The following is a 26,064-nucleotide window of genomic DNA, read 5'->3' as shown; positions in this document are numbered from 1 at the left end:
GTTATTCATATGCGTGCACCCGTGTTTCAATTTGCTGGCTGTGTTGATTCGTTTGTAACCAAAAGCGCTTAAACAGATTGACTAACAAGGTTTGACGATACTCAGCGCTGGCGCGCACGTCATCAAGGGGCGTAAACGATTCACTCAGTACTTTTTTGCCTAACTCAAAGGTACTGTTTTTAGACCAATCTTTGCCTTTTATGGCATCGCTTAACGCATCAACGGATGCTGGTGTGGCTGCTACGCCGCCAAAACCAGATTTTAGTTGTGTTACGTTATTGTTCTCGTCCAGCGTCAAATTAAACACGGCACACACAGCTGAAATATCATCTTCTTGGCGCTTAGAAATTTTATACGCGCGCACTTGGGCGCTCGGCTCAAGGTATGGGATGAAAATCGCTTCAATCCATTCATCACTTTGCAACAACGTTTGGCGATAACCCGTGAAAAAGTCGCTGATAGCGATGTCTCGACGAGCTGTACCATTATCTACCTTGATCACCGCATTTAGCGCCAATAGTGCTGGGGGCATATCACCGATGGGGGAGGCGTTCGCAACGTTGCCGCCCAAAGTGGCTTGATTGCGGATAGGTGTAGAGGCAAACCTGTCGAGTAGTTCGTGCAATGATGGGAAATGTTTAAGAAGTAAAGCTTCCATCTTACTGAAGGGGACCGCTGCACCAATTTTTAAACCGCTGCTGGTTGCTTCAACAACTTGGAGTTCTTCCACTTGCGTCAAGCTGATAAGTGTCGGCAATGACTTTAACTGCTGAGTGACTTCTAATGCGATATCCGTACTGCCCGCAAAAAAGCGTGCGGTAGGTTCTGCTTTAATCGTCGCAGCAAGCTCGTTTCTGTTAGTCGGCATAAATAAGGTATCTAAGCCAGCCTCACTTTTAGGCAGCGCGTTTAACTGGGCTATTGTGGCGGCTTGCTGTTGGCTGAATTTGTCGTGTGGCGCGCCAGTGCATGAGGCTAAAGCGGCATCAATGATAGGGCGATACCCAGTACAGCGGCATAAGTTGCCGCCTAATGCTACATTCACTTGCTCCCGGTTGGGTGCGCTGCCTTGTTGATAAAGGGCGAACATCGACATTACAAAACCAGGGGTACAAAATCCACATTGAGAGCCATGGGCATCTACCATTGCTGCTTGCACTGGGTGCAACGTTTCACCATCGGCCAAATGTTCAACGGTTAAAAGTTGCTTACCTTGCACCGCAGATAAAAACGTAACACAGCTATTCAAAGCTTGGTATTCAAGTGCTGAGCCTTGCTCATTCGCTTTTGCCACCACGACGGTGCACGCGCCGCAGTCTCCTGAGGCACAACCCTCTTTGGTGCCGCACAGATTACGTTCATCTCTTAAATAATTCAGTAAAGTGGTGTCAGCTTGTGTGGCATCTATGTGCACAGCTTTGTCGTTAAGTAAAAAGCTGATCATGGTGGTCTCCGCGTGGCTCAGTCATAAAACTACTTATAATGATGGGTATAATAGCTTGATTAAATACAAAAACCAGACCAGTTGGTCAGGTTTTTGCTAAATACTTTTCGATTCTTGGTATTATGAGTGCTTAGTGCCTAGCGACATTTTATGTTTGTGACTTGCTTGAATAATGCCTAAGTCGCTAATTTGTCGAGAATTAACCGTGAATATAGGCAATCAAGAGATTTTTAGGTAGGATGTTAACTCAATGTTAATGGGGCATGTAAGGCTCTTCAATATGAGCCCTTTGAAAAGGATAGTAACGGATTAGATGAGTGACTCATTATCAAAAAAAGATGACAGCATTGGCGCAATTAATCGCGCAAAAATTTTAACCGCAGCTGAAAAAGAGTTTGCAATTCATGGGTTTAAAGGAACCAGAGTGCAAAATATAGCGGATAGAGCGGAATTGCCGAAGACTAATATTTTATACTATTTCAAATCCAAAGACGGTTTGTATCTTGCGCTGCTACAAGAAATTCTAAGTTTGTGGAACAGCAGTTTCGACAACGCTAAAGCGCAAGACGATCCTGCTCAAGTGTTGGCTGCGTATATAGCAGACAAGATGGAAATCTCTCGTTCTCGGCCTGATGCATCGAAAATCTTTGCACTGGAAATCATCAACGGTGCACCAAACTTGAGCAGCTTTTTTAAAGACCAACATTCCAATTGGATGAATTCTCGAGTGGCAGTAATACGCCAATGGATCGAGTTAGGAAAATTACCAGACATTGATCCTCATTATTTGTTGTTCAATATTTGGGCGAGCAGTCAACACTATGCTGATTTTTCTGCTCAGATCACTGAACTAATGGGGCACGAGATGGATCAAAGCGAATTCGCAAACGCCACTAAGAGTTTAATTAAGCTCATTTTGCAAGGCTGCGGCCTAACAGTACCGAACGAATATAAATGACAAGAGATAGACAATGAACCACGCATATCCACGAGATTTAATCGGTTATGGCGATACTCCGCCCAACCCAAACTGGCCCGGTAAGGCAAAGATCGCGCTACAGTTTGTACTCAATTATGAAGAAGGTGGAGAAAACTGTGTACTTCATGGTGATGAAGCATCTGAAGTTTTTCTTTCTGAGATTATTGGCGCACAGGCATACAAAGACAGGCACCTGAGCATGGAGTCCATGTATGAATACGGTAGCCGTGCAGGTTTTTGGCGATTACACCGCTTGTTTGAACGCTTAAATGTGCCGATCACAGTATTTGGTGTCACGATGGCGCTGCAACGAAACCCAGAAGCGGTCGCTGCAATGAAAGACGCCAAATGGGAGATTGCTAGCCATGGGATGCGCTGGATCCACTATCAAGATATGCCTGAAGCCCAAGAGCGTAAAATGATTGATGCCTCTATGCAGCTTCATCAAGCCATTACTGGTTCAAAACCCGTGGGTTGGTACACAGGCAGAACCAGCCCGAATACCTTAAAGCTCATCTCTGAGCGTGATGATCTGTTATATTGCGCCGACTCTTACGCGGACGATCTTCCTTATTACGACACCAACTATCCAAAACCGTTGTTGATTGTGCCTTACACGCTAGATACCAACGACATGCGTTTTGCCAGTGCACAAGGGTTCAATAGTGGTGAGCAGTTCTTTCAATATCTTAAAGATGCGTTTGACGTGCTATACGAAGAGGGCAATTACGCGCCTAAAATGCTGTCGATTGGTTTGCATTGCAGGATCATAGGTAGACCTGCCCGTATGGCTGCGCTGCAACGTTTTATCGAATACGTACAAAGTCATGACCAAGTATGGCTGTGTACTAGACAAGAAATAGCGCAACATTGGAAAGACAACTTTCCCTACAAGTAACAAGTAGCCAGTAGAAGGTAACAAGCAGCGATAGATTGCTGCGCTGAAGCCATAAAAAAACGCGTAGTAGGCAAGCCCTCTACGCGTTTTTTATGGGGGTGGGGCTCAGGTGCCTACACTAATTCGTTGTTTCAAATTCGTTATTGCAGATTCGTTATTTCAAATCTAGGACGTAACGCAGAATAAACACCGCAGCCATGGCATAGGTTATCCATGTGACCTGTTTGTACTTGCCTGTGCCGACCATGATACCCACATAAGTGATAAAGCCCATGGCTATGCCTTCGCTGATACTGAATGTCAGTGGCATAACCAATAGCGCAACAGTGGCTGTGGCAAGCGCCGTTAAATCATCAAAGTCTAACTGCCTGAAAGAGTCCATCATTAAGATACCCACCATGATCAGCGCCGGCGTGGTCGCCATAAGCGGGATCACTTTCATCAAAGGGGTAAAGAACAAGGCAAGCATGAAACATAACGCTACGAACACACCGGTAAGGCCAGTGCGGCCACCAGAAGATACCCCCGCAGCAGATTCCACATAGGATGTCACGGGGGATGTACCAAGGGCAGCACCGACCACACTTGCGGTTGCATCTGCGGTCATCGCAGGGCCTATTTTGGGTAAACGCCCGTCTTTGTCTAACAAGTTAGCCCGGCGTGAAACGCCAATTAGGGTACCGATAGTGTCAAACATGTTCACGAACAGCAGGGCGAAGATAAGGTCCCACGTGGTTGCGATGTTTTCTATGGGATACATGAGATCCATGGCGAAAAACGTAGAGCTTATGCTATCGGGCATGCCAACAAATGAGTCAGTGTGCTGAGTAAGGTAACCGTCTGCAGTCGGTATAAATGCGCCAATCAAGGTCAGCACCAATACAGAAATTAATATCGCTCCAGTGACCTTTTTAATAAAGAGTACAATGGTTAGCAAAATGCCGGCGACCGCGAGCATAGTGGCAGGCTCTGATAGATCGCCAATCGTTAGGAACGTGGCAGGGTGGTCAACGACAATGCCAGCGTTTTTTAAGCCAATAAAAGCGATGAATAGACCAATACCACATTGCACCCCTATTTTGAGCGCAGCGGGGATGGCATCGGCTATTTTGGTTCGCACCCCAGTCACCGACAACAGCAAAAACAGAATACCGTTCCAAAACACAATACCCAGAGCTGCTTCCCAATGAATGTCCCTAGTTAAACATATTGTAAAGGCAAAGAATGCATTCAAGCCCATTCCGGGCGCCATGGCGATGGGGTAGTTGGTCATAAAAGCCATTAGCAAGGTGCCCAAGCAAGCGGCAAGTGCTGTGACGGTTATCAAGCCGACAACCGGCATACCGCCAGCGGATAGAATGCTCGGGTTAACCACCAATACATAAGACATAGCCGCAAAAGTGGTTAGGCCGGCGATAAATTCAGTTTTAATATTGGTGCCGTTGGCTTGCAGCTTAAAAAGCTTTTCGAATACTGCGTTAAACATGGATGCTTCTCATTGGGTTCTCTTACTAGCCGCACAGGGCCAATGATGAAAGGGTTAAAGTAACCCCGTGAAGCAAAAACCTGACCATTTAGTCTAGCTTTGGTGTGGTTTATGCTGAACAATGATACACAAAGTCACTAAGAAGCGCTTTCTTGAACCGTTAACAACGGGAAAATAATAGCGGCAAGGGTGTTTTCTTGAGGTAAAATACGTATTTAGCTTAGGTTATTGCCAACGACTGCTCATTTTAGGTGCGTTATATGCCTTTTTCTAGTGCAATAGCTAACTCGTTTACTCGATGAAAAGTGCAGTAGATGACACGTTTGGTTGCTCAAGAGCGCAATCGACAGCGAGTGTAGTGACTGACTAAGCGCGCAATAGATAAACAGGTTTAACAACGCGCTGAATGCATGCACAGCAGTGCATCACAAGACACATAACCCATACTTATCCGCTAACGCAGGACTAAAATAACAGACAATAAACTATCACCTTGTAACGCAGCAGAAACTAACAAGAACAACCAAAAGCAATAGAAATATGAATGGGCCTTTGTGTACATCCATAATAATGATAAGAGGAATAAAAAATGCCCACGCCAGCTACACCCATTGCAGAACTGATAAATTCACTTCCCAAAGCTGAATTGCATTTGCATATAGAGGGCACACTTGAGCCTGAATTAATGATGTCTTTGGCAGCAAAGCATAACGTCGCACTGCCGTACGCAACGATCGATGATGTACGCAGCGCCTACAATTTCGATAATCTACAGAGCTTTCTCGATTTGTATTATTTGGGGGCGTCAGTGCTGCAAGATGAAGACGATTTTTACCGCTTAATGTGGGATTACCTGTGTAAGTGTAAAGAAGACAACGTAGTGCATGTTGAAATGATGTTTGACCCACAAACCCATACTGAGCGCGGCGTCGGTTTTGACGTATTCATGCCAGGCTTCAAACGCGCGATGGAACAGGCAGAAAAAGAATGGGGGCAATCTAGTCTCTTGATCATGTCGTTCTTACGCCACTTAAGTGAAGACAGTGCGTTTGAAACCCTCGATGCTGCCGTGCCTTACTTACCTATGATTGCAGCGGTTGGCCTAGACAGCTCTGAGCTGGGTAATCCGCCAGAAAAATTTGCTCGCGTTTTTGCTAAATCGAAATCTCTGGGTTTGATGCGTGTGGCGCATGCCGGTGAAGAAGGGCCCGCTGAATATATTTGGAGTGCGTTAAACGAGTTAGATGTGCACCGTGTGGATCATGGTGTGCGCAGTGTTGAAGATACGCAGCTAATGGCACATCTTGCCAATAGGCAAATGCCGTTAACCGTATGCCCTTTGTCCAATATCAAGTTATGCGTATTTGATAAAATGGCGGACCACAATATTCTTACTCTATTAGATGCAGGTTTGTTGGTGACAGTTAATGCTGACGATCCAAGTTACTTCGGTGGTTACTTAAACGACAACTACCACGCTTTAGCGGCCGATTTGCCCATGACTCATGAACAGGTCAAAACGTTGGCCGAGAATAGCTTTAAAGCAAGCTTCTTGGATGACGAGCAAAAGGCCCATTGGCTTAGCAAAGTGGCCTCACATTTATAACCTTATCTAACGCAAAGGAATGCGTTTTTTCATAGTCGGCAATGTTTTCAACGACTTATTCAAAAAGCACGCTTATTAAAGCGTCTCGCAAAGCTCCTCTCAACGCATTTCTCAACGCATCTCTCAAGGGGTTATTCACAGAGAATAGCGTGGAAACTTACCAGGCAAGTTGTTGTTGCGTGCATAGCGCATAGCATGTTCACGACGAGTAGGATGGGGGGAGGCTATCTAAAGAAAGAGCAAAGCAAGCGCAAAGCACGATTACAGTGCAAAATGCACCAATATCACCCCGCGGTTTCTATTAAACGCGTTTCAAATTCGTCTAAAAATACTTAACTTATTGTAATTAATAGCTTTTAGAATTTTGGCACCATAGGTGCAAACATTATTGCTGAATGCACTTGTGTTAATAATAACGTTAAAAACGAAACACATACTGACAGAATTACCTCGTTGTAATTTCTAAGTAAGGCAATGTAGCCCGCAATGACTTTCCGTGTCCTGGAGTCTTTGCGGGTTTTTTTTTGAGTAAATTTTCTATGAGAATTCATCATGAGCGTTGAGAAATTTAATTTGCTGTCTTTCACCGGCAAAATGAAAACCCTACATCTATCCTGGATAGCCTTTTTTATCACATTTATGGTGTGGTTCAATATGGCACCCCTAAAAGGCGCTATTGTCGATGGTGTAGGCCTGACTCTCAGCGAATGGAAAACCCTGCTCATTATCAACGTTGCGTTGACGATCCCTGCGCGCGTGATTATCGGCGCGCTAACCGATAAGTTCGGGCCACGAATTGTTTACTCTGCATTAATGGCAATATGCTCAATACCCTGTTTTATGTTTGCTCTGGCTGATAGCTTTACCCAGCTGCTTATCGCGCGTTTTGCATTAGGGTGTATTGGTGCAGGCTTTGTTGTGGGAATTCGAATGGTGAGCGAATGGTTCCCACCCAAAGAGCTTGGCACGGCCGAAGGCGTTTACGGAGGTTGGGGCAATTTTGGTTCAGCGGCTGCTGCTTTTACCTTGCCCACTATAGCTATTTTGTTTGGTGGCGAAGACGGCTGGCGCTATGCAGTAGGCATCACCGGGCTGATGAGTTTATTGTTCAGCTTTGTTTACTATAAAAACACCACCGATACCCCGAAAGGTTCTACTTATTTCCGCCCTAAAAACTTAGGCGGAATGGAAGTCACAAGCGTAGGTGACTTTTACTTGCTGCTGGTGATGAAAACACCTATGTATCTGGCCTTAGCGCTACTTAACTGGAAGCTTTCACCGCAAGGCGTATCGCTATTAGGTGAAGGTGTTGCATTAGCAATATATCTGGGTCTAAGTGCATTGTATGTTTACGATGCGTATCTTACCTACAAGGTCAATAAAGACTTATTTACTACCCCGGTTGCCGAGGTACATCGTTATTCTTTTAGGCAAGTGGCGGTATTGAACATTCTGTATTTCGCCACGTTTGGCTCTGAGCTAGCGGTGGTTTCTATGCTACCGGCATTTTTCGCCGAGACCTTTGAGCTCAGTATGGCGACGGCGGGTTTATTAGCGGGTATGTATGCGTTCATGAATTTAATGTCGCGTCCTGGTGGAGGCCTGATTTCGGACCGCTTCGGGCGCAGAAAAACCCTACTTATTTTAACCGCGGGATTAGCAGCGGGTTACTTTTGCTTGAGCTTGATTGATGCCACATGGCCGATTTGGTTGGCGGTGGTTGCGGTTATGGCATGTTCCTTCTTTGTCCAGTCAGGGGAAGGGGCGGTCTTTGCCGTGGTTCCTTTGATAAAACGTCGTTTAACGGGGCAAATTGCCGGTATGACAGGAGCCTACGGGAATGTCGGAGCGGTTGTTTATTTAACGGTTTACTCTGTGGTTGATACGTCCACTTTCTTTGTGGTCATTGCGTGCACGGCTGTGCTTGGGTTTGTGGCATTGTTGTTTATGAAAGAGCCACAAGGAGCGATGACGGAAGTGCGCGAAGATGGTAGTGTCGAGCTTATCAACGTTACATAAGGTAACGTAGCGTTCAGTCTGTTTATACGAGAAAAGAGCCTTGGAAAAACTTAAATTAGAATTTGGCGGTTTTTCCAGTGAAGGGGTAAAGGCAGAAAATCAAGACGCCTTTGCCGCTTACTTACCCAAAGAGCCTGATTTAACCTCTAAAGGCGGCGTGGCCGCTATCGCCGATGGTGTTAGTGTTTGTACACGTGCTAAAGAGGCAGCCATCACCTGCGTTACCAATTTTATTCAAGATTACTACCAAACTCCCCAAACCTGGACGGTAAAACACGCTTCCGGCAAAGTATTACAAGGCCTCAACCGCTGGTGCTATGGTCAGCACGATTACGAGCACGGTGGTCACAGCCAGATGGTGACTACCTTCAGCAGTATGATATTCAAATCGACGACGGGGTTTATTTTACATTCAGGTGACACGCGCATTTGTCGCATACAAAATAATGATTTTGAGCAACTCACCACAGATCACGTATCACGGCAAGGGCGCAATAATGTATTGACTCGGGCGGTGGGGATAGAGGCGCATTTAGACGTTGATTTTCGTACAGTCGAACTCGTCAAGGATGATATTTTCGTTTTAACGTCTGACGGGGTGCATGAATTTTTAAACAGCAAAACACTGATTGCTCTCATGACAGCCAGGGATACTTCCTTAGAGCAGCGGGCTAAAAATGTTGTTAACGCAGCCATGGCCTCAGGCAGTGACGACAACCTAACGTGTCTGTTGGTCAAAGTGACTGAGCTGCCCGATGCCAGTTTAGATGAGCATTATCGACAAATTATGCATTTGGCCATGCCGCCAGCGCTTGAAGTGGGCATGAAGCTTGAAGGCTATCGCGTGGTACAAACGGTGTTTAATGGTACGCGCAGTAGCTTGTACAAAGTCGTAAACGAATCAGACGGCAAAACCTATGGCTTAAAAACGCCCTCACAACACTTTGTTGATGATCCTGTTTATCTCAGTGGATTTCTGCGTGAAGAGTGGATAGGCCAACACATCGCTCATCCAAATATTATGCGTATTCATAAGCGACCAAATGACGCGAAGTTTATGTATCATGTTTGTGAGTACATAGAGGGGCAAACATTACGCCAATGGATGCACGATAACCCCGTTCCGTCTATTGAGCAGGTGCGCACTATTATTCGCCCATTGGTGCTTGCGTTACGTGTGCTGCAGCGCAGAGACATGGTGCACAGAGACGTGAAGCCTGAGAATGTGATGGTGGACGGTAACGGCGAAGTCAAACTGATTGATTTTGGTACTGTGCTGGTAAATGCTTTGGCAGAAACCAATTCACTGCCCCTTGAAAATATAGCCTTGGGCTCGGTTCACTACATTGCACCTGAGTATTTGCTTACGCAAAACAGTGATTACAAGTGCGATATGTTTTCTGTGGCCGTGGTGGTGTATGAAATGCTAACAGGGCACTTGCCGTTTAAAGCGTTTCGCTATCAAGATTACATCCCCCGTTCCTTCGATGAATGGGATTACCAGCCATTACAGACCTTTCGAGGTGATTTACCTCAGTGGTTAGACTTAACGTTACGCAAAGCGCTGCAGCCAAATCCGCTGTTTCGTTATGATGCGTTTTCTGAGTTTTTAGTGGATCTCTCCCAACCCAATCAGGCGCTAGTATCCGCTGCAAACAAACAACCTCTTATCAAGCGTAACCCGTTAGTAGTGTATAAAGGGCTGTGCATTATTCAGCTGGTTATTATCCTGTATCTTTTGAGCTTACTTTAATTATCTTCCCCTTTTTAACGCATCTTTAGCAGCTGTTTCAATGCCGTAATCAGAGCATCTATCAGATTTTTTAGCAGCTTGTTAGCGATTTAGGTGCGCAAAGAGTGTGCAAATGGCGTGCAAAATTGCACCTATATGGTTTTAGTTAAAACAGCTCTTAACACTAACTTCCAGTTAACTGATTGTTTTTAATGGTTATTTTAAGTTGGCATTGTTGATGCTAAGAGGTATTTGCAATAAAACAATAAAAATAGGCATATGGGAAGTGCACTTAACGTGCATGCATAATTGCATTCATAAAGCATGTGTTTAAAACGCATGTATTTATAAAAATGTATTTATAGAGCATACAGCGCAGCATGAAACATATTTGTAGGTTTGCCATGACGGCGGAACTACAACCGGCAAAGTAGCCCACAAGCATCCAAATTTTGGATGGTTGTGGGTTTTTTTTTGGAAAATTTTTGAACTGATACGGAGTAGGAAATGGTTAATAACAGATTGTTAAACTCGCTTGTACATACCGTGAAATCGCTTCGTTTTGCAATGATTTCAGCAGTGTGCACAACAACGTTAGTTGGGCAGGGTGTGTCGGCACAAGAGTTAGGATGGCCAGAAAAAGAAGAACTAAAATTCGGCTTCATTAAACTTACCGACATGGCGCCGTTGGCAATAGCTTATGAGAAAGGCTACTTCGAAGATGAAGGCTTGTACGTCACATTGGAAGCACAAGCAAACTGGAAAGTGCTACTCGACCGCGTCATTGACGGTCAATTAGATGGGGCGCATATGCTCGCGGGGCAACCATTAGGGGCAACCATAGGGTATGGCACAAAGGCGGACATCATTACCGCCTTCAGCATGGACTTAAACGGAAATGCCATTACGGTTTCGAATGATATTTGGCAGCAGATGAAGCCAAATATTCCCAAGGAGAACGGTAAACCAGTCCATCCTATTAAAGCCGATGCCCTTAAACCGGTTGTTGATAGTTACAAAAAACAAGGTAAAGCATTCAAAATGGGCATGGTATTCCCCGTGTCCACTCACAACTATGAGCTGCGTTATTGGTTAGCCGCTGGCGGTATTCATCCGGGATATTATGGGCCGAATAATGACGTGAAAGGCCTGATTAATGCCGATGCTCAATTATCGGTTACTCCACCACCACAAATGCCGTCCACCATGGAAGCCGGCACTATTTATGGTTACTGCGTGGGTGAGCCGTGGAACCAGCAGGCGGTGTTTAAAGGCATAGGCGTGCCGGTGGTTACCGATTACGAAATTTGGAAAGACAATCCTGAAAAAGTGTTCGGGGTAAACAAAGCATGGGCAGAAGCAAACCCAAATACCCATATTCGTGTGGTAAAAGCGATGATCCGCGCGGCTATATGGTTAGATGAGAAAGACAATGCTAACCGTCCTGAAGCGGTACAAATTCTAGCGAAAAGCCAGTATGTAGGGGCTGATGCAGAGGTGATTGGCAACAGCATGACCGGCACCTTTGAATATGAAAAAGGCGATAAGCGCTCAGTGCCAGATTTCAACGTGTTCTTTCGCCACAATGCCACCTATCCCTATTACAGTGATGCTATTTGGTACTTAACGCAAATGCGTCGTTGGGGCCAAATCAGTGAGCAAAAATCTGATGATTGGTACAAAAACATCGCTAAGCAAGTGTATCGCCCTGATATTTATGCTCAAGCGGCGAAGTCATTGATTGCTGAAGGGAAAGCAAACGCAGCGGATTTTCCCGAATTTGCCAGCGAATCAGGCTTCAAAAAGCCACAAACACACTTTATCGACAATATCGTTTATGACGGCAGTCAGCCTAATGCTTATCTTGAAAAGTTCGAGATTGGCTTAAAAGGCGACAGCAAAATTTAATCGCAGCCAAAGAGGTTGGGCATGGCTCAACCTCGGCTTAGAGGAACATATTATGTCTAAAGCACAAACGGCATCGCTTATATTAACACCGGTGAAAAGCGTCAATATCAGCTTGGTTTCATCCTGGCTAAGAAATGCAGCATTGCCACTACTGGGGATCTTAATATTTCTCGGCTTGTGGGCTGTGCTTGCCAAAAACATTGATACATCACTGGGGAAGTTCCCAGGTCCAAGCGATGTGTTAACTCAGGCTCAAGTATTGATTGAAGAGCATGGGGAACAGCGAAGTAAAGCCAACGCATTTTATGAGCGCCAAGAGCAGCGCAATGCCGCACGGGTCGCCAAAGATCCCAGCTACAGTCCGACTATTCGCGCATTTACCGGTGCTCCGACTTTCTTTGATCAAATATGGACCAGTCTATACACAGTCACGGTTGGCTTCTTGATCGCCTCGGTTATAGCGGTACCACTGGGGATATTATGCGGCTTAAGTAAAGCCTCTTATGCGGCCATTAACCCGTTGATCCAACTGCTCAAACCTGTGTCACCTTTAGCGTGGTTACCATTGGTCACTATGGTGGTTAGTGCGGTGTATATAAGCGATGACCCGATGTTTTCGAAATCGTTTATTACATCAGCGGTCACTGTGTCTTTGTGCTGCTTGTGGCCCACTTTAATCAATACCGCTGTTGGGGTATCGAGTATTGACAGTGATTTGATCAACGTGAGCAAGGTGCTCCGATTGGGACCTTTTTCACATGTGATGAAGATTGTGATGCCATCATCAATTCCAATGATTTTTACCGGTTTGCGCTTGTCGTTAGGCATAGGTTGGATGGTGCTTATCGCTGCAGAAATGCTCGCGCAAAACCCAGGGTTAGGCAAATTCGTATGGGACGAGTTTCAAAATGGTAGCTCAGAGTCATTGGCTAGGATCATGGTAGCGGTATTAACGATCGGCTTAATTGGTTTTGCGTTAGACAGACTAATGTTGCTGCTGCAGAAACAAGTGAGCTGGGACAAAGGGGCGGTGCTGCGTTAACAAGCCTTGGCAAAGTCGCCACTGCTCTATCAGCGAGCTAAACCTACTTTCAAACAAATCGGCAACGATAAGGCAGACAATAATGACGCATAAACATCATTTAGAACTAACACAAGTAGGCATTGATTTTCCTACCCCAAAAGGGCCGTTTACGGCGTTAACTGATGTGAACTTGCGTATCAATAAAGGTGAGTTTATATCCCTAATTGGTCATTCAGGGTGCGGTAAATCGACAGTACTCAACATCATTGCTGGCTTGCACAAGGCCACCAAAGGCGGGGTAATCTTAGACAGTCACGAGGTAAACGAGCCGGGACCTGAGCGTGCTGTTGTGTTTCAAAACCATTCCTTGTTGCCTTGGCTGACGGCGTATAAAAATGTCGAACTAGCGGTCAAGCAAACCAGTAAAGGCCGCAGTAAAGCAGAAATGCGCGACTGGGTTGAGCACAATTTAGAGCTGGTACACATGAGTCATGCGGTAGACAAACTGCCTGCTGAAATATCCGGTGGTATGAAGCAACGCGTCGGTATTGCCAGAGCGCTAGCCATGGAGCCTAAAGTGTTATTAATGGATGAGCCATTCGGTGCGCTAGACGCGTTGACTCGGGCGCATTTGCAAGACTCCATCATGGAAATTCACGCTGACCTAGGTAACACAGTGGTGATGATCACCCATGATGTTGACGAAGCGGTGCTTTTGTCAGACCGCATCGTAATGATGACTAACGGGCCGTCAGCCACCATAGGCGAAATTTTGGATATTGAGCTTGCTCGTCCTAGAGACCGTTTGGCACTGGCAGACAACCCTCAGTACAACCACTATCGTCACGAAGTACTGACCTTCTTATATGAGAAGCAGCGCAAGGTCGAATCGGTAGCTGCCCACCGCAAAAAATCACAGGTCAATAACAAGGATAAAAGCGCGAATGTCGCCTAATACAGGCTAATGGCGATACGGGTTATCTGCCATTGATGTAATTAGAACAAGTGGATAAACAGACATAAATGCTGAACAGAATGAACCTAGCCGCTTAGGCTGGCGAAAGGCTCTGTGCGACTAAAAAATCAAATATAAGCTCGACGTAACGGGCACAAACACATTTTACATCACACAATATTAAGGGATATACATGAGCACGCACATCGTAAAACTTAACAAAAAGAAATCTGCACTTGCGCTAATGGTTGGGTTGGTATGTGCTGGGGCGACCATGGGACAGGCACATGCAGCAGAGCAAAGCAGCATTACCAGCGCCTTAAAAGAAGGCACTGCAGCGGTTAACCTGCGATTGCGCTACGAAGATGTTGATCAAGATACTAACGATGCCAGTGCATTAACCTTGCGCACCATGCTTAATTATACCACTGATAGCTACAAGGGTTTTTCAGCCAAAATTGAAGTTGAAGACACACGCATTGTATTGGGGCAGGGCGACTACACCGTTGGCCCAAGTGGCTATAATCCTGGGCAATATTCGGTTATCGCCGATCCAGAGCATACAGAGCTTGATCAAGGCTACGTGCAATACCAAAACGCCGGCGTCACGGCAAAGTTTGGTCGTCAAATTATCACCATGGACAATCACAGGTTTGTGGGGCATGTAGGGTGGCGTCAAGATTGGCAAACGTTCGACGGGGTGAGCGTAAAATACGTGGCCAATAAAGATTTAACCTTAAACTACGCTTATTTAAGCCAACGTAATCGTATCTTTGGCCAAGACGCTGATTTAGACAGCAAAGATCATCTCTTCAATGTTGGGTACAACACCGCATTAGGAAAATTAGTGGGCTACAGCTACTTGTTAGAAGTTGATAACGACATTGACAATTCACTAGATACCTATGGTTTTAGCTTTAATGGCGGCACGAAAATAGCAGATACTTCAGTGTTGTACGGCATTGAATATGCCACCCAGAGTAGCGAAACCGCCACCACTGATTTTGACGCTGATTACTTGATGCTAGAAGCAGGGGTGAAACTGTCGGCAGTGACCTTAAAACTTGGTTACGAGTCACTGGGCTCTGACGATGGCGCATATGGCTTTTCGACGCCACTTGCTACTCTGCACAAATTCAATGGATGGGCTGACACCTTCTTGAGTACCCCAGCTGAAGGGCTGGTGGATGTGAGTGTATCTGCATCCGGCAAGTTGGCAGGTGGTGGATGGTCTGTGATTTATCATGATTTCAGTGCCGATAAGGACTCAAGCACGGTTGATGATTTAGGCAGTGAGATTGATTTCAGTTATGTGCGTAAATTTGAAGGCGGCTATGCCACGGGTATCAAATACGCTGCTTATTCAGGGGACAGTGGCCGTCAAGATACTGATAAGTTGTGGGTTTGGGCAAGTGCTGCATTCTAAACGCGATTCTAGTATCACTATCTGACGGTTTTGAACGGACCTCGTTTTTACGCAAAGTGTTCAATACCTAAATAAACCACAAGCAAGCCAGAAGCAAGTACGTGCGTCGTTAAATGTTTAGCGGCGTCCTACTTGCTTTTTTTCATCATATTATCCTAAAGTCGTAAAAAAGCAGCGCGATTGAATTAGCTTTGATAAGCTAGGGTACGAACGCCATTTCGCACGCTATTTTTATTAATTTCAAGGATATATATGTCGGAATTTGAATCCATCGCCAATACAAGCTCTTATTTTGTTGGCTGGTTTACCCTCGCACTGATTAACGCCGGTTTAGCACAAGGCAAAGGCCGTAATGGTCTTATTTGGTTTATCGTATCTTTGTTTGTGGGACCCTTTGCGACGTTACTGATAGTCGTATTTGAGAACCTTAATAAACAACGCCATTTTTAAGTTCCGATGAAGAATACCCAGGACGTGAATACCCAGACCAGAGGCGCAGCTTTTATATTAGGCACGTTTTTGTGTGCCGGGTTGGTTGTACTGGGTTTTCAGATAAGCAGTGCGGTAATCGAGTACCGTCAATTCGAGCGCAGTGTCACAGTAAAAGGCTTATCTGAACAGGAATATCCCGCAGACATTGTCATTTGGCCAATTCAATACACGGTAGCGGATAACTCACTTGACGCACTTTATGCATCGATTGAAACCAACACCGGTCTCATTTCAGACTTTTTACGTCAACATCACATACCACAGACTGACATCAGCGTATCCGCGGCGGCCATTACCGATAAATCGGCCCAGCAATACGGCGGTAATGCCACGCCCACCTTTAGGTTCACCGCTGTGCAAACAGTGACTGTCTATTCTGGCAACATCAGTTTGGTGCGCGAGGTCATGGGGAAGCTAACTGAGCTGGGCAAAAAAGGCATAGTACTTAATCAAAATAACTATCAAGCCAACGTCGAATATATTTTCACACGTCTAAATGATGTTAAACCTTCGATGATCGAAGAAGCCACCACAAAAGCCAGAGAAGTCGCCGAAAAGTTCGCTAAAGATTCAAACAGTGTGCTTGGTAAAATAAAACGTGCCTCACAAGGGCAATTTAGCATTACCGCGAGAGATAGAAACAACCCCCACATTAAAAAGCTGCGAGTGGTGTCAACAGTAGAATATTACCTGTCTGATTGATGGCGTTTTTATCTCAGGGATGGCACGACATTCTTAATGTCTTTACGCCGTTTTCATTGGCTCAGGCATTTTTGCATCGCTTCTAGCTTGATTTGAAAAACAGGGTTGTGAAAGACCTAAGCGCCGTTAACCTCAAATTTACTGTAGTGGAATATATTTGTTCTGATAACTGACTTGCGAAACAGTTATCGTCAGCTATGAATCCTGTCGCCATAACCGCATTGTACCTAATAAATAAAAGGTACCGTAGATGCAGCATACAATGGAACTTACCATCCAAAACATCATTGAATTTTGGTGAATAACGGGATTCGTGGTAAAAAAAGGAACGACCAAACCAGCGCCCCCACGCACCAAGTAAATAACGCTAATGGCGACTAAACACGTCTTGATAAAGGGCAATTTAAAGATTAACCCTGCACCAGATAAAGCATAAAGCCCCCAAACAGATAAGACTGTCGCGATAACCAGTGTCACAATGGTTGGGTATGAGTCTCCATTAGCAGCCATTTGGGCCATGTGCTCACCAGCACCAAAGAAACGATACCAGTCTGGGCCTCCAAAAATACAGCTAACGTGAAGCAGTGCCGCAAAGAAGCTCAAGTAGCCAGCGCTGACAAGTAAATTATTCCTTTGCACTTACACCCTTTTGGCCCTTAGGCATATTACATTACTACTGCATAACACCGTCTAACAGGCTCAGCATATTGCCCAGATAATTCTTAACCTCAGAAATGCCTAAGTTATGCCGCTTCTTCTTTTAGCCTTTAATTATTTAGGCAAATTTTTGCTGTAAATAATTAATGATTTCAGATGACTCGTACATCCAGGTGTCTTGACCGTCTTTTTGAATACGCAGGCAAGGCACTTTTACGGCACCGCCGCCTTGTAGTAAGGCTGCTCTGTGCTCTGAGCCTTCTTTAGCGTTACGCTTTTGCATAGGTAAATTCAGTTTGTGTAACGCTCGGCGCGTTTTGATGCAAAACGGGCAGGCGTAAAACTGATACAACGCATAATTGCTTAACTCGGCTTCTACTTTAGCTTGTGCTTCAGGACTGCGTTTCTGTTTGCGAGGGCGGGTGATTAAATCAATTAAAATGATCAATCGACCCAAGGCTTCGCGGATAAACTTAATAATAAACTTCATTTCTTGTACTTAACTCTTTCATTTAACCCATTGAACCAATCGGCGCATTATAAGCATTAATGCCGCTAAAAGAGAGCCAATAATGATAACAAAACATTTCACCCCTTCTTGCGATGCTTAAAGAGCAGTAGCTGATTCAATCTAATGGGGTCCATTAATTTTTTGCCAAGGGGCTCATTAGCGAATGGAATAAGTCCTAATAAAACAGCACGAGCATCTCAAAAAAATCCGTACACACCTATCGCAATAAATACTACTGCTGCAAGCACACGGGTCAGGGAAAATGGAATGCGCTGCATGATGTAGTTACCTGCAAATACCACTGGTACATTTGCCAATAACATGCCGAGTGTTGTTCCCATGGTTACCCATACAAAGGATTGGTACTGCGCGGCTAACAGTACCGTAGCGATTTGGGTTTTATCACCGATTTCAGCGATGAAAAACAGCACCAACGACACCACAAACGCGCCATATTTATCCAAGCTTGTATTTGGCGCATCGTCTTTATCGGGAATAAGTAACCACAACCCCACTATGATAAAGCTGGCGTTGATGATGATTTGACCCATATCGCTGGTGAGGAATTGGCTTATCCAACTCCCAAACCATGCGGAAATGCCATGGTTAAGCAAAGTAGCGATTAAAATGCCGGCGATGATTTGCCACGGCTTTTGCAAGCGAGTCACGAGAAGTAAAGATAAAAGCTGAGTTTTGTCGCCCATTTCGGCAAGGGTAACGGTCAGCGTTGAGGTAAATAAGGCGTCCATTTGAAGATACTCGAGCGGGATACTAAACCAAAGGCAAATAGTCGCCTCCCGCAATGGGGCGCTATTTGCCTTAGGTCTTGCCGATATCAACACATGTGAATGTTAATACGAAACTGCCATAAGCCATGAGGGCTCAAGTATGTTGACAGTCTCACTCGAATGAACGAGCGGGCTACTCCCCTAAGACGCAGGCAGGGTACAGAAACTCTGAGGGCGCATCAAGTGTTAATCTGACGTATTTGTTACTAAGTCACGCACTTCTCGTGGCTAGCGCTGGGGGAATGTTTGCTGCCTTTTTAGCTGGGCCATATACGGCTAATTGCCCCACAACCCAAAGCGCTAACATGCCTAGAGGGATGTAATACCAAGTCATTGGATTTAGGCTGAAGACGTCTACCAGCACGATATTCAGCCCTATGGTTAACATTGCGCCCAAGACCACACCCACAGTACTTATTAGCAAGTTTTCTAACATAAAGTAGCGAACAATCGCTTGCTGACTGGCGCCTAAGGCTCGACGTGTGCCTATCTGTTTTTTACGTTGATTCACGCTAAAGCTTGCTAGCCCTACAATGCCAAGGCCAGTGACAATGACCAAGACCACCATAACCGTCACCAAAATTCGGATCATTGCACTGTTGTCGCGATAGGCGCGAACTCGCGTTTCGTCAATGCTACGCATATCTCGCACAATACGACCCGTGTTACTTTTCGCTAGCAGACTTTCCACTTCGGTCATAATGCGGTCACGTTGGCCGGGTTTGGTTCGAATGAAATAGCGGCTCGTTTCAGCATCGCGAATTTCTGGGGTCAGTATCACATTATCGACGTTGTCCCAGCCCACCCAAGGCGCTTGCAATTTGTCGATAATGCCGGTGATTATCATGGGTTCGATATCGTTAATGTACACCGTCTTACCCAGTGCCCCTAAGCCATCATCCGGGAATAAACGATTCGCCATAGCAAGTGTGATGATCACTTTATCTGGCCAGTGGTTTTGACTCGCAACACGCGTCTGAATGTCGGTTGGGCTGAAGTTTTCACCAGCCACTAACGCCACATCCAAGGTGTTTAAAGCGTGTTCGTCGACCATATAGACAGCGCTGCCCGTGCCATCAAACTCGGCTCCAGGCTGGGTTTGTAAGCCCATTGACCAACCACTGTTGCTCATTGGAATGGCGTTGATTTGAATGGCATCCACCACGCCTTCAAGAGATCGAATTAAGTTTAAGTCTTCTTTGATCGTCACTAACGTGTTGAAGTCATGGGTAAAGCCAACGCTTGAAAGATAAAAACTGTTGGCTTCATCGATACCACTAGGGCGTTTCATCTGTTCGCTACGCTCATGAATAATATAGATAGCGTTAACGACTATGGTCATGGTGAAGGCGATTTGCAAAGCAATCAGTATGGCGCCGACTTTGTTTCGCAGCAATGCTCTTAGTATCGGGCCCACTTCCCAGTTTTCAGCGAAAAAAGACCGCTCTTTTAGTTTATTCATCATTCAATCCTTATTGACTTTTAAGCTGACTAGCAGGGGCTATGTTGCATGCGCGCCACGTTGGGTAAAGGCCAGCACAAACACTGGCAAATAACGACAACAGTAGTGCAGTAACAATCATGGTGCTGTCTAATGTGGCTAAATCATTAAGCTCATCGCCGTAAAGGTGGCGAATGCCCACCAAGCCGAGCAGGGCAAGTAATAAGCCCATTGCTCCCCCCGCTAAACCAACCGCGCCGGTCTCAACTGTATACTGTAAAAATAAATCTTGTTTGGTCGCGCCCACCGCTCGGCGCAGGCCAATTTCAGCAGATTTCGCGCTAAACTTAGCCAGTTGCAAGCCTATGGTATTGAGCAAGCACACTATTAAAAACATGAAAGACAGCCACATCATAATTTGAGCGTCATCAGCCACGACTTCCTGGTCGTCCATCCACTGCATCACATTGAGTAATTGATTGTTTAGGGGGCGAGGGAAGCGGCCAAGCTTTTTTTGGTCATTCACGTAATTGTTCAGAAATGTCAGATACGCTTGTTTATCTTGCTCGGTTTCAAGCTCTACCCACATTTGAAAGTTAATGCATTCTGATTGTAAAAATGCCTGAAAGCCTTCCCCTTCTGGGGATTTCCAGCAGTTGGTATTGCCCCAATTTGGCAGCTCAAGTTCTTGCTTTAGATAGAAGGGCATAAATAGATCTTCGGGATCGTCAAATGCGCCGTTGTTAACGTCATAAAATTTTGGCAAGGGTTGCCAAGCATCGAGTACGCCGATAACGCGAAACGATTTGCCAAAGATGATGATGCTTTTACCCACGGAGTTTTCTCCGCTAAACACCTTGTCATTCGTATCTTTACTCAACACGACAACCAGTTGGCGGTCTTCGTCGGCTTGTTGGTCCCAGCTGTTTCCATATTTAAAGGGCACGTTAAACATAGGGAAAAAGTCACTGAATGCTAAGCGGATCGAGGCCTCGAACGGATTTATGTCCGGATTATCTGGCTGAATAATGGCCCCTGATTTGGCCATGGCGGTTTGCCGAAAAGCTTTCTTCGCCGACACAAGGTTAGTGGCTTCTGTCCAGGTCAGTTGATTAGGCGGGGTGTTTGGCTCATCGTTAAAGCCAGTATTGGGGTCCCAGCTGTCGACTTGTACATGAAATAACTGGCTGCTTTTTTCAGGGATAGGATCCCCAGACATCAAGTAATTGACTGTGATTGTGGTCATGCTTGCACCGATGCCAAGGGCGATAGCCGCAATCATTAACCCTGTGAGTATGGGGTTACGTTTGAAACTGTTAAAGGCAAGTTTTAGGTAATAGTTAAACATGGGATGTCCTTATTTAACCAGATCAACAGCAGGGCCGCTATCCGTGGTCGCCGGATTTGGCATATCGACTTTGGTGACAATGGACTCATTCATTTCACTGACCTTGCCGTCACGCACATGTATATTGCGCGTTGCTTGCGTTGCCAAACCCGCATCATGGGTGACCATAATGATGGTGGTTCCATTGGCATTGATGTCTTTGAGTAATGACATAACGCTCTGGGCCATATTGCTATCAAGATTCCCTGTGGGTTCATCAGCGAGTAAAAATCGTGGCTCGCCGGCCAGCGCTCGCGCAATGGCAACGCGTTGTTGTTGTCCACCTGATAGTTGAGCTGGAAGGTGTTTCATGCGCTTGGCTAAGCCGACCATCTCAAGGCTATTTTCGATACGTTTTTTTCGCTCTTGGCGATTAAACCCACGATAGCGCAGGGGCACATCAACGTTATCAAATAAGTTCAGGTCGGGGATAAGGTTAAAACTTTGAAAAATAAAACCAATCTTTTGATTGCGCAGGCGACTGCGAGCGGCATCGTTTTGGTGACTGATATCAACGCCATCAAGTTCAAAGCGGCCCTCTTCGAACGTCTCAAGCAGCCCGGCGATATTCAAAAAGGTGGTTTTACCCGAGCCTGAAGGGCCGGTCACCGCAACGAAGTCACCTTCATTTACTTGTAAGTTGAAATCACGTAGCGCGTGGGTTTCAATTGAGTCGGTACGATAAATTTTCTTGATGTCAGTCATGGTCAGCATGATGTTGTTCCCTGTATGTGTAAACGTTATTACCGCGTATTAGTGGGTGTTTGTTTATGTCTTTTTAAATGAGCTTTCGTGTTACCTTTTTTATGAATTCGTTTGTTTAAGGTGTCTAAATTTTTATTGGCGCTTTGTTTATATGGATGTTCTCTACCTGGTCGCTCTTAGCAGCGTTACTTTTGTGTCCTGCTTCACTGAGTAATAAGCACGGTTTGCGCATCATTGAATTGTTCAGTGCTTGATATGATTACCTGTTGATCAGCGGTTAGACCCGACAATACTTCGACATTGGATAAACTGCGTACGCCAGTGACAATATTGGTACGTTTGGCTAAGTTACCTTCCACGACATAGGCAATGCGTCCTGAGCCACTTTCTAAAAATTGACCGCGAGATAGCATCAATACATTAGGACGTTTGTCCATCAAAATACGCGTGGTTAAGCGTTGATTTTGGCGTAAGCCTTGGGGTTGAATTAGCGCATTGCCTTGAGCGTCTTTATTGGCAAAGCGGACCCGTCCGGTAACTTGGTTATTTTCGATTTCTGGGGAAATAGTGACTAATGTGGCAAGGTGTTCATCACCGTTGATATTGACAATCGCTGACATGTTTATCGCTAAGTCATCGGCGTAACTTTCTGGAATATCCACTTCGAGTTCGAACTCAGATAAGTCAACCACACTTAAAATCGCTTGATTCTTTGCTACCTGATTTTTTTGCTGGGCCGCTAAATTGCCTACAATGCCGCTAACAGGTGAGCGCACGTCAAGTGTGTCGACTTTCCTAGCCAAGTCGCTGACTAACAACGCTTGGCGCTTTACTAATAGCTGTTTTGATTGCACTTCAAACGCCAAGCTCTCTTTGCTCAAAGCGGCATCTTGCTTGGCATGTTGAAACACAAGCTTGGCATTTTCGAGCTCATCTTGGGCCTTTTCGAAATCTATTTGGCTAATAGATTGGGTGCCAAAGGCTTTATCTGCTCGACGCTTTTCACGGCCAGCCGCGACAAGGGCAACATTGGCTAAGTCCACCGCTTTTTGATTTTTCAGTGCTTGCTTTTTAGCTTGAATTCGCTGGCGGTCAAGCTCCATTTTGAGCTTTTGTAGGCTTGATTCCTCTTGTTGTAACTCGTTAGTTAATTCTGGACTATCGACACTGGCGACAACTTGCCCCTTGATGACAGAATCCCCTGCATCTACCAATAGGTTTATCGTGCCTTGTGCTGGGCTATACAAACGCGGGCTAACTGCTGCTACAACCCGCCCCTGAACGGATAAATCACGCACTAAATCACCCCTAACAACTTTGCCTAGGTGAATGCGTTTGGCGGAAATACTGGTGTCGGATGATTGCCAACTGTTTACTGCTGGGGCAACCGCCCAATATAGAATGAGTACGCAGATAACGCTCAACACCGCTATCCACCGTGCATTAGATGACTTCTTTTTTTGAATTATTGTGTCTTGAGCGCTGGTATCTGAAATACCATCATTTTTTGCGCGCCCAGTGTTTGGCGTGTTCATGCTTATCCCTGTTTTTTGCCTTAATCATTGGGTAAGTCGAAGGGGAAAGGAGAAAGGTTTAAATTTGGCGATAATTAATTTAATGAGGCGCTGCACGCTCATCGTTATGTGCTACATTCCTTTTTGACCAATGCGGTGAATACCTGACTATTAAGCGTCGCCACTAATACGCAGCAAATAACAGTGAACTGTATGGCTGTAAGCGTCTAAAAAATAGTGTGGACACGCCTGAAAGAAGGTTAATAGGGCATATAAAAAAGCCAGCACTGTGATGCTGGCTCATAAAGGAATACGTGTATTACAGATTACGCGCCGCAGATGCGATTTATTTTACACCGGCGCTTCTTCATAATGAAGGTTCTCTACAACGAAGTTTTCTCTACAACGAAATTTGTTCGTGCTCGCCCATTTTTTCTGGTTGCACTTTGCCACCAAAAGTAAGGCTTATCATCGCTTTAAAATCAGGATCAGCGTGCCAAACCTCAGCTTCATTTAATTCAAAACGCAGCATTTTAAGGCTAGGGTCGTCTTTACCGTCTTTGTACCATGCTGCAACCTGCTTGGACCAATACTTGTCTATGATCTTAGGATCGGTTTCTTCTACCAAAGTGCCGGATATGCAAGCAAAGACCTTGTGATCTTTACTGACGAACTGTGCCATGGCACTGCCACCTGCAGCACTACGATTGGTTTTGGTGGTATAGAACCAAAAAGCACTATCGGCGTCTTTATCTAATTGGGCGTGCATGGGCTCTTGATGAGCATCTGAATCCGTAAGGCCAAGCATGACGATTGGGCTATCAGCCATGGCTTTCCACATTTTTTCGCGAATATCGTTAGACATTGTGTTCTCCTATTAGCAGTGGCGACACCTTATAATGCTCATGAAGAACATCTGTGCCCCACTTTGAGTAAAGATACTTAACGTTGAAACTAATAAAGCATGGACTGTACCAGACGAGATAAAATCAGACGTCTGCTGCTGAACCTCAATTCACAAGCGGTGTGCGAAGGATGCGTTGCTCTTTAAAGCCAATACCATATACAGATCAGTGGGCAACAAATTTAAGAGAGGGAAGAAAATTATTCATGCTTGGTATAATTGTTACCGAGTCGCACCATTGATAGCCCTGATGCGTTTATTCCTTTGAGTCGTTAATTTGCCTTTCTTTGCTCTGCGTCGAGTAAAATACAAATAAATGCCTGAGCCCACAAAAAATAGCGGTAGCAGGCTCAATATTAGCCATATGAATTTGATCGGTAGGGCAATAAAGTCGCCAATGTGAAAGGCGTATTTAAAGTTCCATACCCGAGTTGCTAAAGAGGTATCACTTGCATCAAAGCTTTCGATAGCGTGCCCCGTCGAGACATTTGACCAACTATAGCTATATGCATGACTTTCATCTGGCATACGTATTCGAAGTTTCAGTGGGGCATTTCGCGTTTGTGGTAAATACACACGATACAGCCAGCCACCCGGCAGTTCAGCCTGAGCAGATTTAACCGCTGCATCCAGTTGATATTGCTCATTGCTTGACTTATTCCACAAGTTTCGCTGAGAAAAGGTTCGATTATCGCTCAGTACTTTCGTTGGTCGCGGGGTTTGAACTGACGAAAATGTCAATGTTTCTACGATTGCCTGAGTTTCATTTTTAAAGTAAAAAGCGAGGCCACTGAATCCAATTAAAAACAGAGGGAGCAAACTATAAACCCCCAACACATTGTGTAATTGCATGAAGCGGATTTTGTTTTTCGCTTTCCATTTCACGTTAAGGCGTTTTAAGCGGTTCTTGGGGCGGACCCACAAGTAAAAGCCAAGTAGCAGTTCGGAACACAAAATTAATGTCGCAATAGGGGGGAGTAAGGCAAATGGCCGAGCATCATCTGCGGTGTATAGTAACCATTGGTGCCAGGCCATGGTAAAGCCATAAAACGTTTCATCATATTGGTAATGTAACAGGACATTGGCGTTGTATTGGTTAATGCTCACATAACTTTTATCAGCGAGGCGAACTTGCCACGCCCTAAAAGGAGATTTGTCTTGTTCAAAAAAAACGATCGGTGATCGAGTCGTTTGATAGACCTGTTCGGCTAGTTGGCTAACAGGTAATGGGATGGGCAGTACATCGGCGATTTGAATGGGCTGTACAGACCAATACTGAGGGTTTAGCCACGCCTGAATATCTTTAGCAAAGACTAAAAATGCACCTGTCACGCTTAAGTTAACGATAAAAATAGCGCTGACTAACGCCAGTATAAGGTGTACTCGTCTTAACCAGGTTTTCAAATTAGTCCTTCAAAGTATGAATACTAGCTGCACACGTGTTGCCCATTGCATCAGGTTACGTGATGCAATGGGCGCGACCATG

Annotated in this window: 22 protein-coding genes; 11 read left to right on the top strand and 11 right to left on the bottom strand. The window is 45.3% G+C overall.

Translation table 11 applies throughout. From position 1 onward, the window contains the following. Position 1 precedes the first annotated feature (1 nt). Positions 2-1,444, bottom strand: coding sequence for a xanthine dehydrogenase small subunit (xdhA, locus tag PATL_RS12370; protein WP_011575215.1), 1,443 nt, complete (start codon positions 1,442-1,444; stop codon positions 2-4). Between the two features lie 313 nt (positions 1,445-1,757). Here xdhA and PATL_RS12365 point away from each other — a divergent pair, with 313 nt between their 5' ends. After that, positions 1,758-2,402, top strand: a complete 645-nt coding sequence (locus PATL_RS12365) for a TetR/AcrR family transcriptional regulator (RefSeq protein WP_011575214.1) — start codon at positions 1,758-1,760, stop codon at positions 2,400-2,402. A gap of 13 nt (positions 2,403-2,415) precedes the next feature. Next, positions 2,416-3,321: an allantoinase PuuE gene (gene puuE, locus PATL_RS12360; protein ID WP_011575213.1), complete on the top strand. Its 906-nt coding sequence runs from the start codon at positions 2,416-2,418 to the stop codon at positions 3,319-3,321. Positions 3,322-3,475: 154 nt separating this feature from the next. On the opposite strand, the gene PATL_RS12355 is transcribed toward puuE, so the two are convergent. Then, a complete protein-coding gene (locus tag PATL_RS12355; protein WP_011575212.1) occupies positions 3,476-4,807 on the bottom strand; it encodes an NCS2 family permease in 1,332 nt (443 codons plus the stop codon). A 589-nt stretch (positions 4,808-5,396) separates the two neighbouring features. Here PATL_RS12355 and PATL_RS12350 point away from each other — a divergent pair. The 9 genes from PATL_RS12350 to PATL_RS12310 all read left to right on the top strand — a co-directional run bounded on the left by PATL_RS12350 (position 5,397) and on the right by PATL_RS12310 (position 16,671). Next, positions 5,397-6,413, top strand: coding sequence for an adenosine deaminase (locus PATL_RS12350; protein WP_011575211.1), 1,017 nt, complete (start codon positions 5,397-5,399; stop codon positions 6,411-6,413). A gap of 552 nt (positions 6,414-6,965) precedes the next feature. Beyond that, complete coding sequence (locus PATL_RS12345; protein ID WP_011575210.1) at positions 6,966-8,432, top strand: NarK family nitrate/nitrite MFS transporter; 1,467 nt, start codon at positions 6,966-6,968, stop codon at positions 8,430-8,432. Positions 8,433-8,472: 40 nt separating this feature from the next. Then, entirely contained in the window at positions 8,473-10,185 is a 1,713-nt protein-coding gene (locus PATL_RS12340; protein WP_011575209.1) for a bifunctional protein-serine/threonine kinase/phosphatase, read from the top strand. 546 nt (positions 10,186-10,731) lie between these two features. Next, positions 10,732-12,072: a CmpA/NrtA family ABC transporter substrate-binding protein gene (locus PATL_RS12335; RefSeq protein ID WP_232283332.1), complete on the top strand. Its 1,341-nt coding sequence runs from the start codon at positions 10,732-10,734 to the stop codon at positions 12,070-12,072. 52 nt (positions 12,073-12,124) lie between these two features. After that, entirely contained in the window at positions 12,125-13,114 is a 990-nt protein-coding gene (locus PATL_RS12330; protein WP_011575207.1) for an ABC transporter permease, read from the top strand. An 82-nt stretch (positions 13,115-13,196) separates the two neighbouring features. Further along, positions 13,197-14,051: an ABC transporter ATP-binding protein gene (locus tag PATL_RS12325; protein WP_011575206.1), complete on the top strand. Its 855-nt coding sequence runs from the start codon at positions 13,197-13,199 to the stop codon at positions 14,049-14,051. Between the two features lie 193 nt (positions 14,052-14,244). Further along, positions 14,245-15,477 (top strand): alginate export family protein, encoded by a 1,233-nt coding sequence (locus tag PATL_RS12320; protein ID WP_011575205.1) that lies wholly within the window; start codon positions 14,245-14,247, stop codon positions 15,475-15,477. Between the two features lie 252 nt (positions 15,478-15,729). After that, on the top strand, positions 15,730-15,927 hold the full coding sequence (locus tag PATL_RS12315; RefSeq protein ID WP_006990913.1) for a hypothetical protein: 198 nt from the start codon (positions 15,730-15,732) through the stop codon (positions 15,925-15,927). A gap of 24 nt (positions 15,928-15,951) precedes the next feature. Further along, positions 15,952-16,671 (top strand): SIMPL domain-containing protein, encoded by a 720-nt coding sequence (locus PATL_RS12310; protein WP_041714441.1) that lies wholly within the window; start codon positions 15,952-15,954, stop codon positions 16,669-16,671. Between the two features lie 195 nt (positions 16,672-16,866). On the opposite strand, the gene PATL_RS12305 is transcribed toward PATL_RS12310, so the two are convergent. The 9 genes from PATL_RS12305 to PATL_RS12265 all read right to left on the bottom strand — a co-directional run bounded on the left by PATL_RS12305 (position 16,867) and on the right by PATL_RS12265 (position 25,982). After that, a complete protein-coding gene (locus PATL_RS12305) occupies positions 16,867-17,310 on the bottom strand; it encodes a hypothetical protein (protein WP_011575203.1) in 444 nt (147 codons plus the stop codon). 136 nt (positions 17,311-17,446) lie between these two features. Further along, positions 17,447-17,818 (bottom strand): glutathione S-transferase N-terminal domain-containing protein, encoded by a 372-nt coding sequence (locus PATL_RS12300; protein WP_006990910.1) that lies wholly within the window; start codon positions 17,816-17,818, stop codon positions 17,447-17,449. Between the two features lie 218 nt (positions 17,819-18,036). Then, positions 18,037-18,588, bottom strand: coding sequence for a TMEM165/GDT1 family protein (locus tag PATL_RS12295; RefSeq protein WP_011575202.1), 552 nt, complete (start codon positions 18,586-18,588; stop codon positions 18,037-18,039). Positions 18,589-18,838: 250 nt separating this feature from the next. Continuing rightward, on the bottom strand, positions 18,839-20,089 hold the full coding sequence (locus tag PATL_RS12290; RefSeq protein ID WP_041713781.1) for an ABC transporter permease: 1,251 nt from the start codon (positions 20,087-20,089) through the stop codon (positions 18,839-18,841). A gap of 10 nt (positions 20,090-20,099) precedes the next feature. After that, a complete protein-coding gene (locus PATL_RS12285) occupies positions 20,100-21,416 on the bottom strand; it encodes an ABC transporter permease (protein WP_011575200.1) in 1,317 nt (438 codons plus the stop codon). 9 nt (positions 21,417-21,425) lie between these two features. Further along, positions 21,426-22,169, bottom strand: a complete 744-nt coding sequence (locus tag PATL_RS12280) for an ABC transporter ATP-binding protein (RefSeq protein ID WP_011575199.1) — start codon at positions 22,167-22,169, stop codon at positions 21,426-21,428. Between the two features lie 194 nt (positions 22,170-22,363). Beyond that, a complete protein-coding gene (locus PATL_RS12275; protein ID WP_011575198.1) occupies positions 22,364-23,695 on the bottom strand; it encodes an efflux RND transporter periplasmic adaptor subunit in 1,332 nt (443 codons plus the stop codon). Positions 23,696-24,074: 379 nt separating this feature from the next. Continuing rightward, on the bottom strand, positions 24,075-24,539 hold the full coding sequence (locus tag PATL_RS12270; RefSeq protein WP_011575197.1) for a pyridoxamine 5'-phosphate oxidase family protein: 465 nt from the start codon (positions 24,537-24,539) through the stop codon (positions 24,075-24,077). Between the two features lie 261 nt (positions 24,540-24,800). Next, the gene (locus PATL_RS12265; protein WP_011575196.1) at positions 24,801-25,982 is read right to left on the bottom strand and encodes a PepSY-associated TM helix domain-containing protein; all 1,182 of its coding nucleotides are present in this window, start codon (positions 25,980-25,982) and stop codon (positions 24,801-24,803) included. Between the last annotated feature and the right edge of the window lie 82 nt (positions 25,983-26,064).

Source organism: Paraglaciecola sp. T6c (genome assembly GCF_000014225.1).
Taxonomy (GTDB): domain Bacteria; phylum Pseudomonadota; class Gammaproteobacteria; order Enterobacterales; family Alteromonadaceae; genus Paraglaciecola; species Paraglaciecola atlantica_A.
Note: the sequence above shows the minus strand (reverse complement) of the source record. Positions and strands in the feature narration are given on the sequence as shown.

What these genes read in the sequence shown, in the direction of transcription:
- PATL_RS12270 (WP_011575197.1), bottom strand. Translation starts at nt 24,539, where the DNA reads ATGTCTAACGATATTCGCGAAAAAATGTGGAAAGCCATGGCTGATAGC.
- xdhA (WP_011575215.1), bottom strand. Translation starts at nt 1,444, where the DNA reads ATGATCAGCTTTTTACTTAACGACAAAGCTGTGCACATAGATGCCACA.
- PATL_RS12295 (WP_011575202.1), bottom strand. Translation starts at nt 18,588, where the DNA reads ATGGACGCCTTATTTACCTCAACGCTGACCGTTACCCTTGCCGAAATG.
- puuE (WP_011575213.1), top strand. Translation starts at nt 2,416, where the DNA reads ATGAACCACGCATATCCACGAGATTTAATCGGTTATGGCGATACTCCG.
- PATL_RS12275 (WP_011575198.1), bottom strand. Translation starts at nt 23,695, where the DNA reads ATGAACACGCCAAACACTGGGCGCGCAAAAAATGATGGTATTTCAGAT.
- PATL_RS12285 (WP_011575200.1), bottom strand. Translation starts at nt 21,416, where the DNA reads ATGTTTAACTATTACCTAAAACTTGCCTTTAACAGTTTCAAACGTAAC.
- PATL_RS12300 (WP_006990910.1), bottom strand. Translation starts at nt 17,818, where the DNA reads ATGAAGTTTATTATTAAGTTTATCCGCGAAGCCTTGGGTCGATTGATC.
- PATL_RS12280 (WP_011575199.1), bottom strand. Translation starts at nt 22,169, where the DNA reads ATGCTGACCATGACTGACATCAAGAAAATTTATCGTACCGACTCAATT.
- PATL_RS12330 (WP_011575207.1), top strand. Translation starts at nt 12,125, where the DNA reads ATGTCTAAAGCACAAACGGCATCGCTTATATTAACACCGGTGAAAAGC.
- PATL_RS12350 (WP_011575211.1), top strand. Translation starts at nt 5,397, where the DNA reads ATGCCCACGCCAGCTACACCCATTGCAGAACTGATAAATTCACTTCCC.
- PATL_RS12365 (WP_011575214.1), top strand. Translation starts at nt 1,758, where the DNA reads ATGAGTGACTCATTATCAAAAAAAGATGACAGCATTGGCGCAATTAAT.
- PATL_RS12345 (WP_011575210.1), top strand. Translation starts at nt 6,966, where the DNA reads ATGAGCGTTGAGAAATTTAATTTGCTGTCTTTCACCGGCAAAATGAAA.
- PATL_RS12325 (WP_011575206.1), top strand. Translation starts at nt 13,197, where the DNA reads ATGACGCATAAACATCATTTAGAACTAACACAAGTAGGCATTGATTTT.
- PATL_RS12355 (WP_011575212.1), bottom strand. Translation starts at nt 4,807, where the DNA reads ATGTTTAACGCAGTATTCGAAAAGCTTTTTAAGCTGCAAGCCAACGGC.
- PATL_RS12315 (WP_006990913.1), top strand. Translation starts at nt 15,730, where the DNA reads ATGTCGGAATTTGAATCCATCGCCAATACAAGCTCTTATTTTGTTGGC.
- PATL_RS12320 (WP_011575205.1), top strand. Translation starts at nt 14,245, where the DNA reads ATGAGCACGCACATCGTAAAACTTAACAAAAAGAAATCTGCACTTGCG.
- PATL_RS12290 (WP_041713781.1), bottom strand. Translation starts at nt 20,089, where the DNA reads ATGAATAAACTAAAAGAGCGGTCTTTTTTCGCTGAAAACTGGGAAGTG.
- PATL_RS12335 (WP_232283332.1), top strand. Translation starts at nt 10,732, where the DNA reads ATGATTTCAGCAGTGTGCACAACAACGTTAGTTGGGCAGGGTGTGTCG.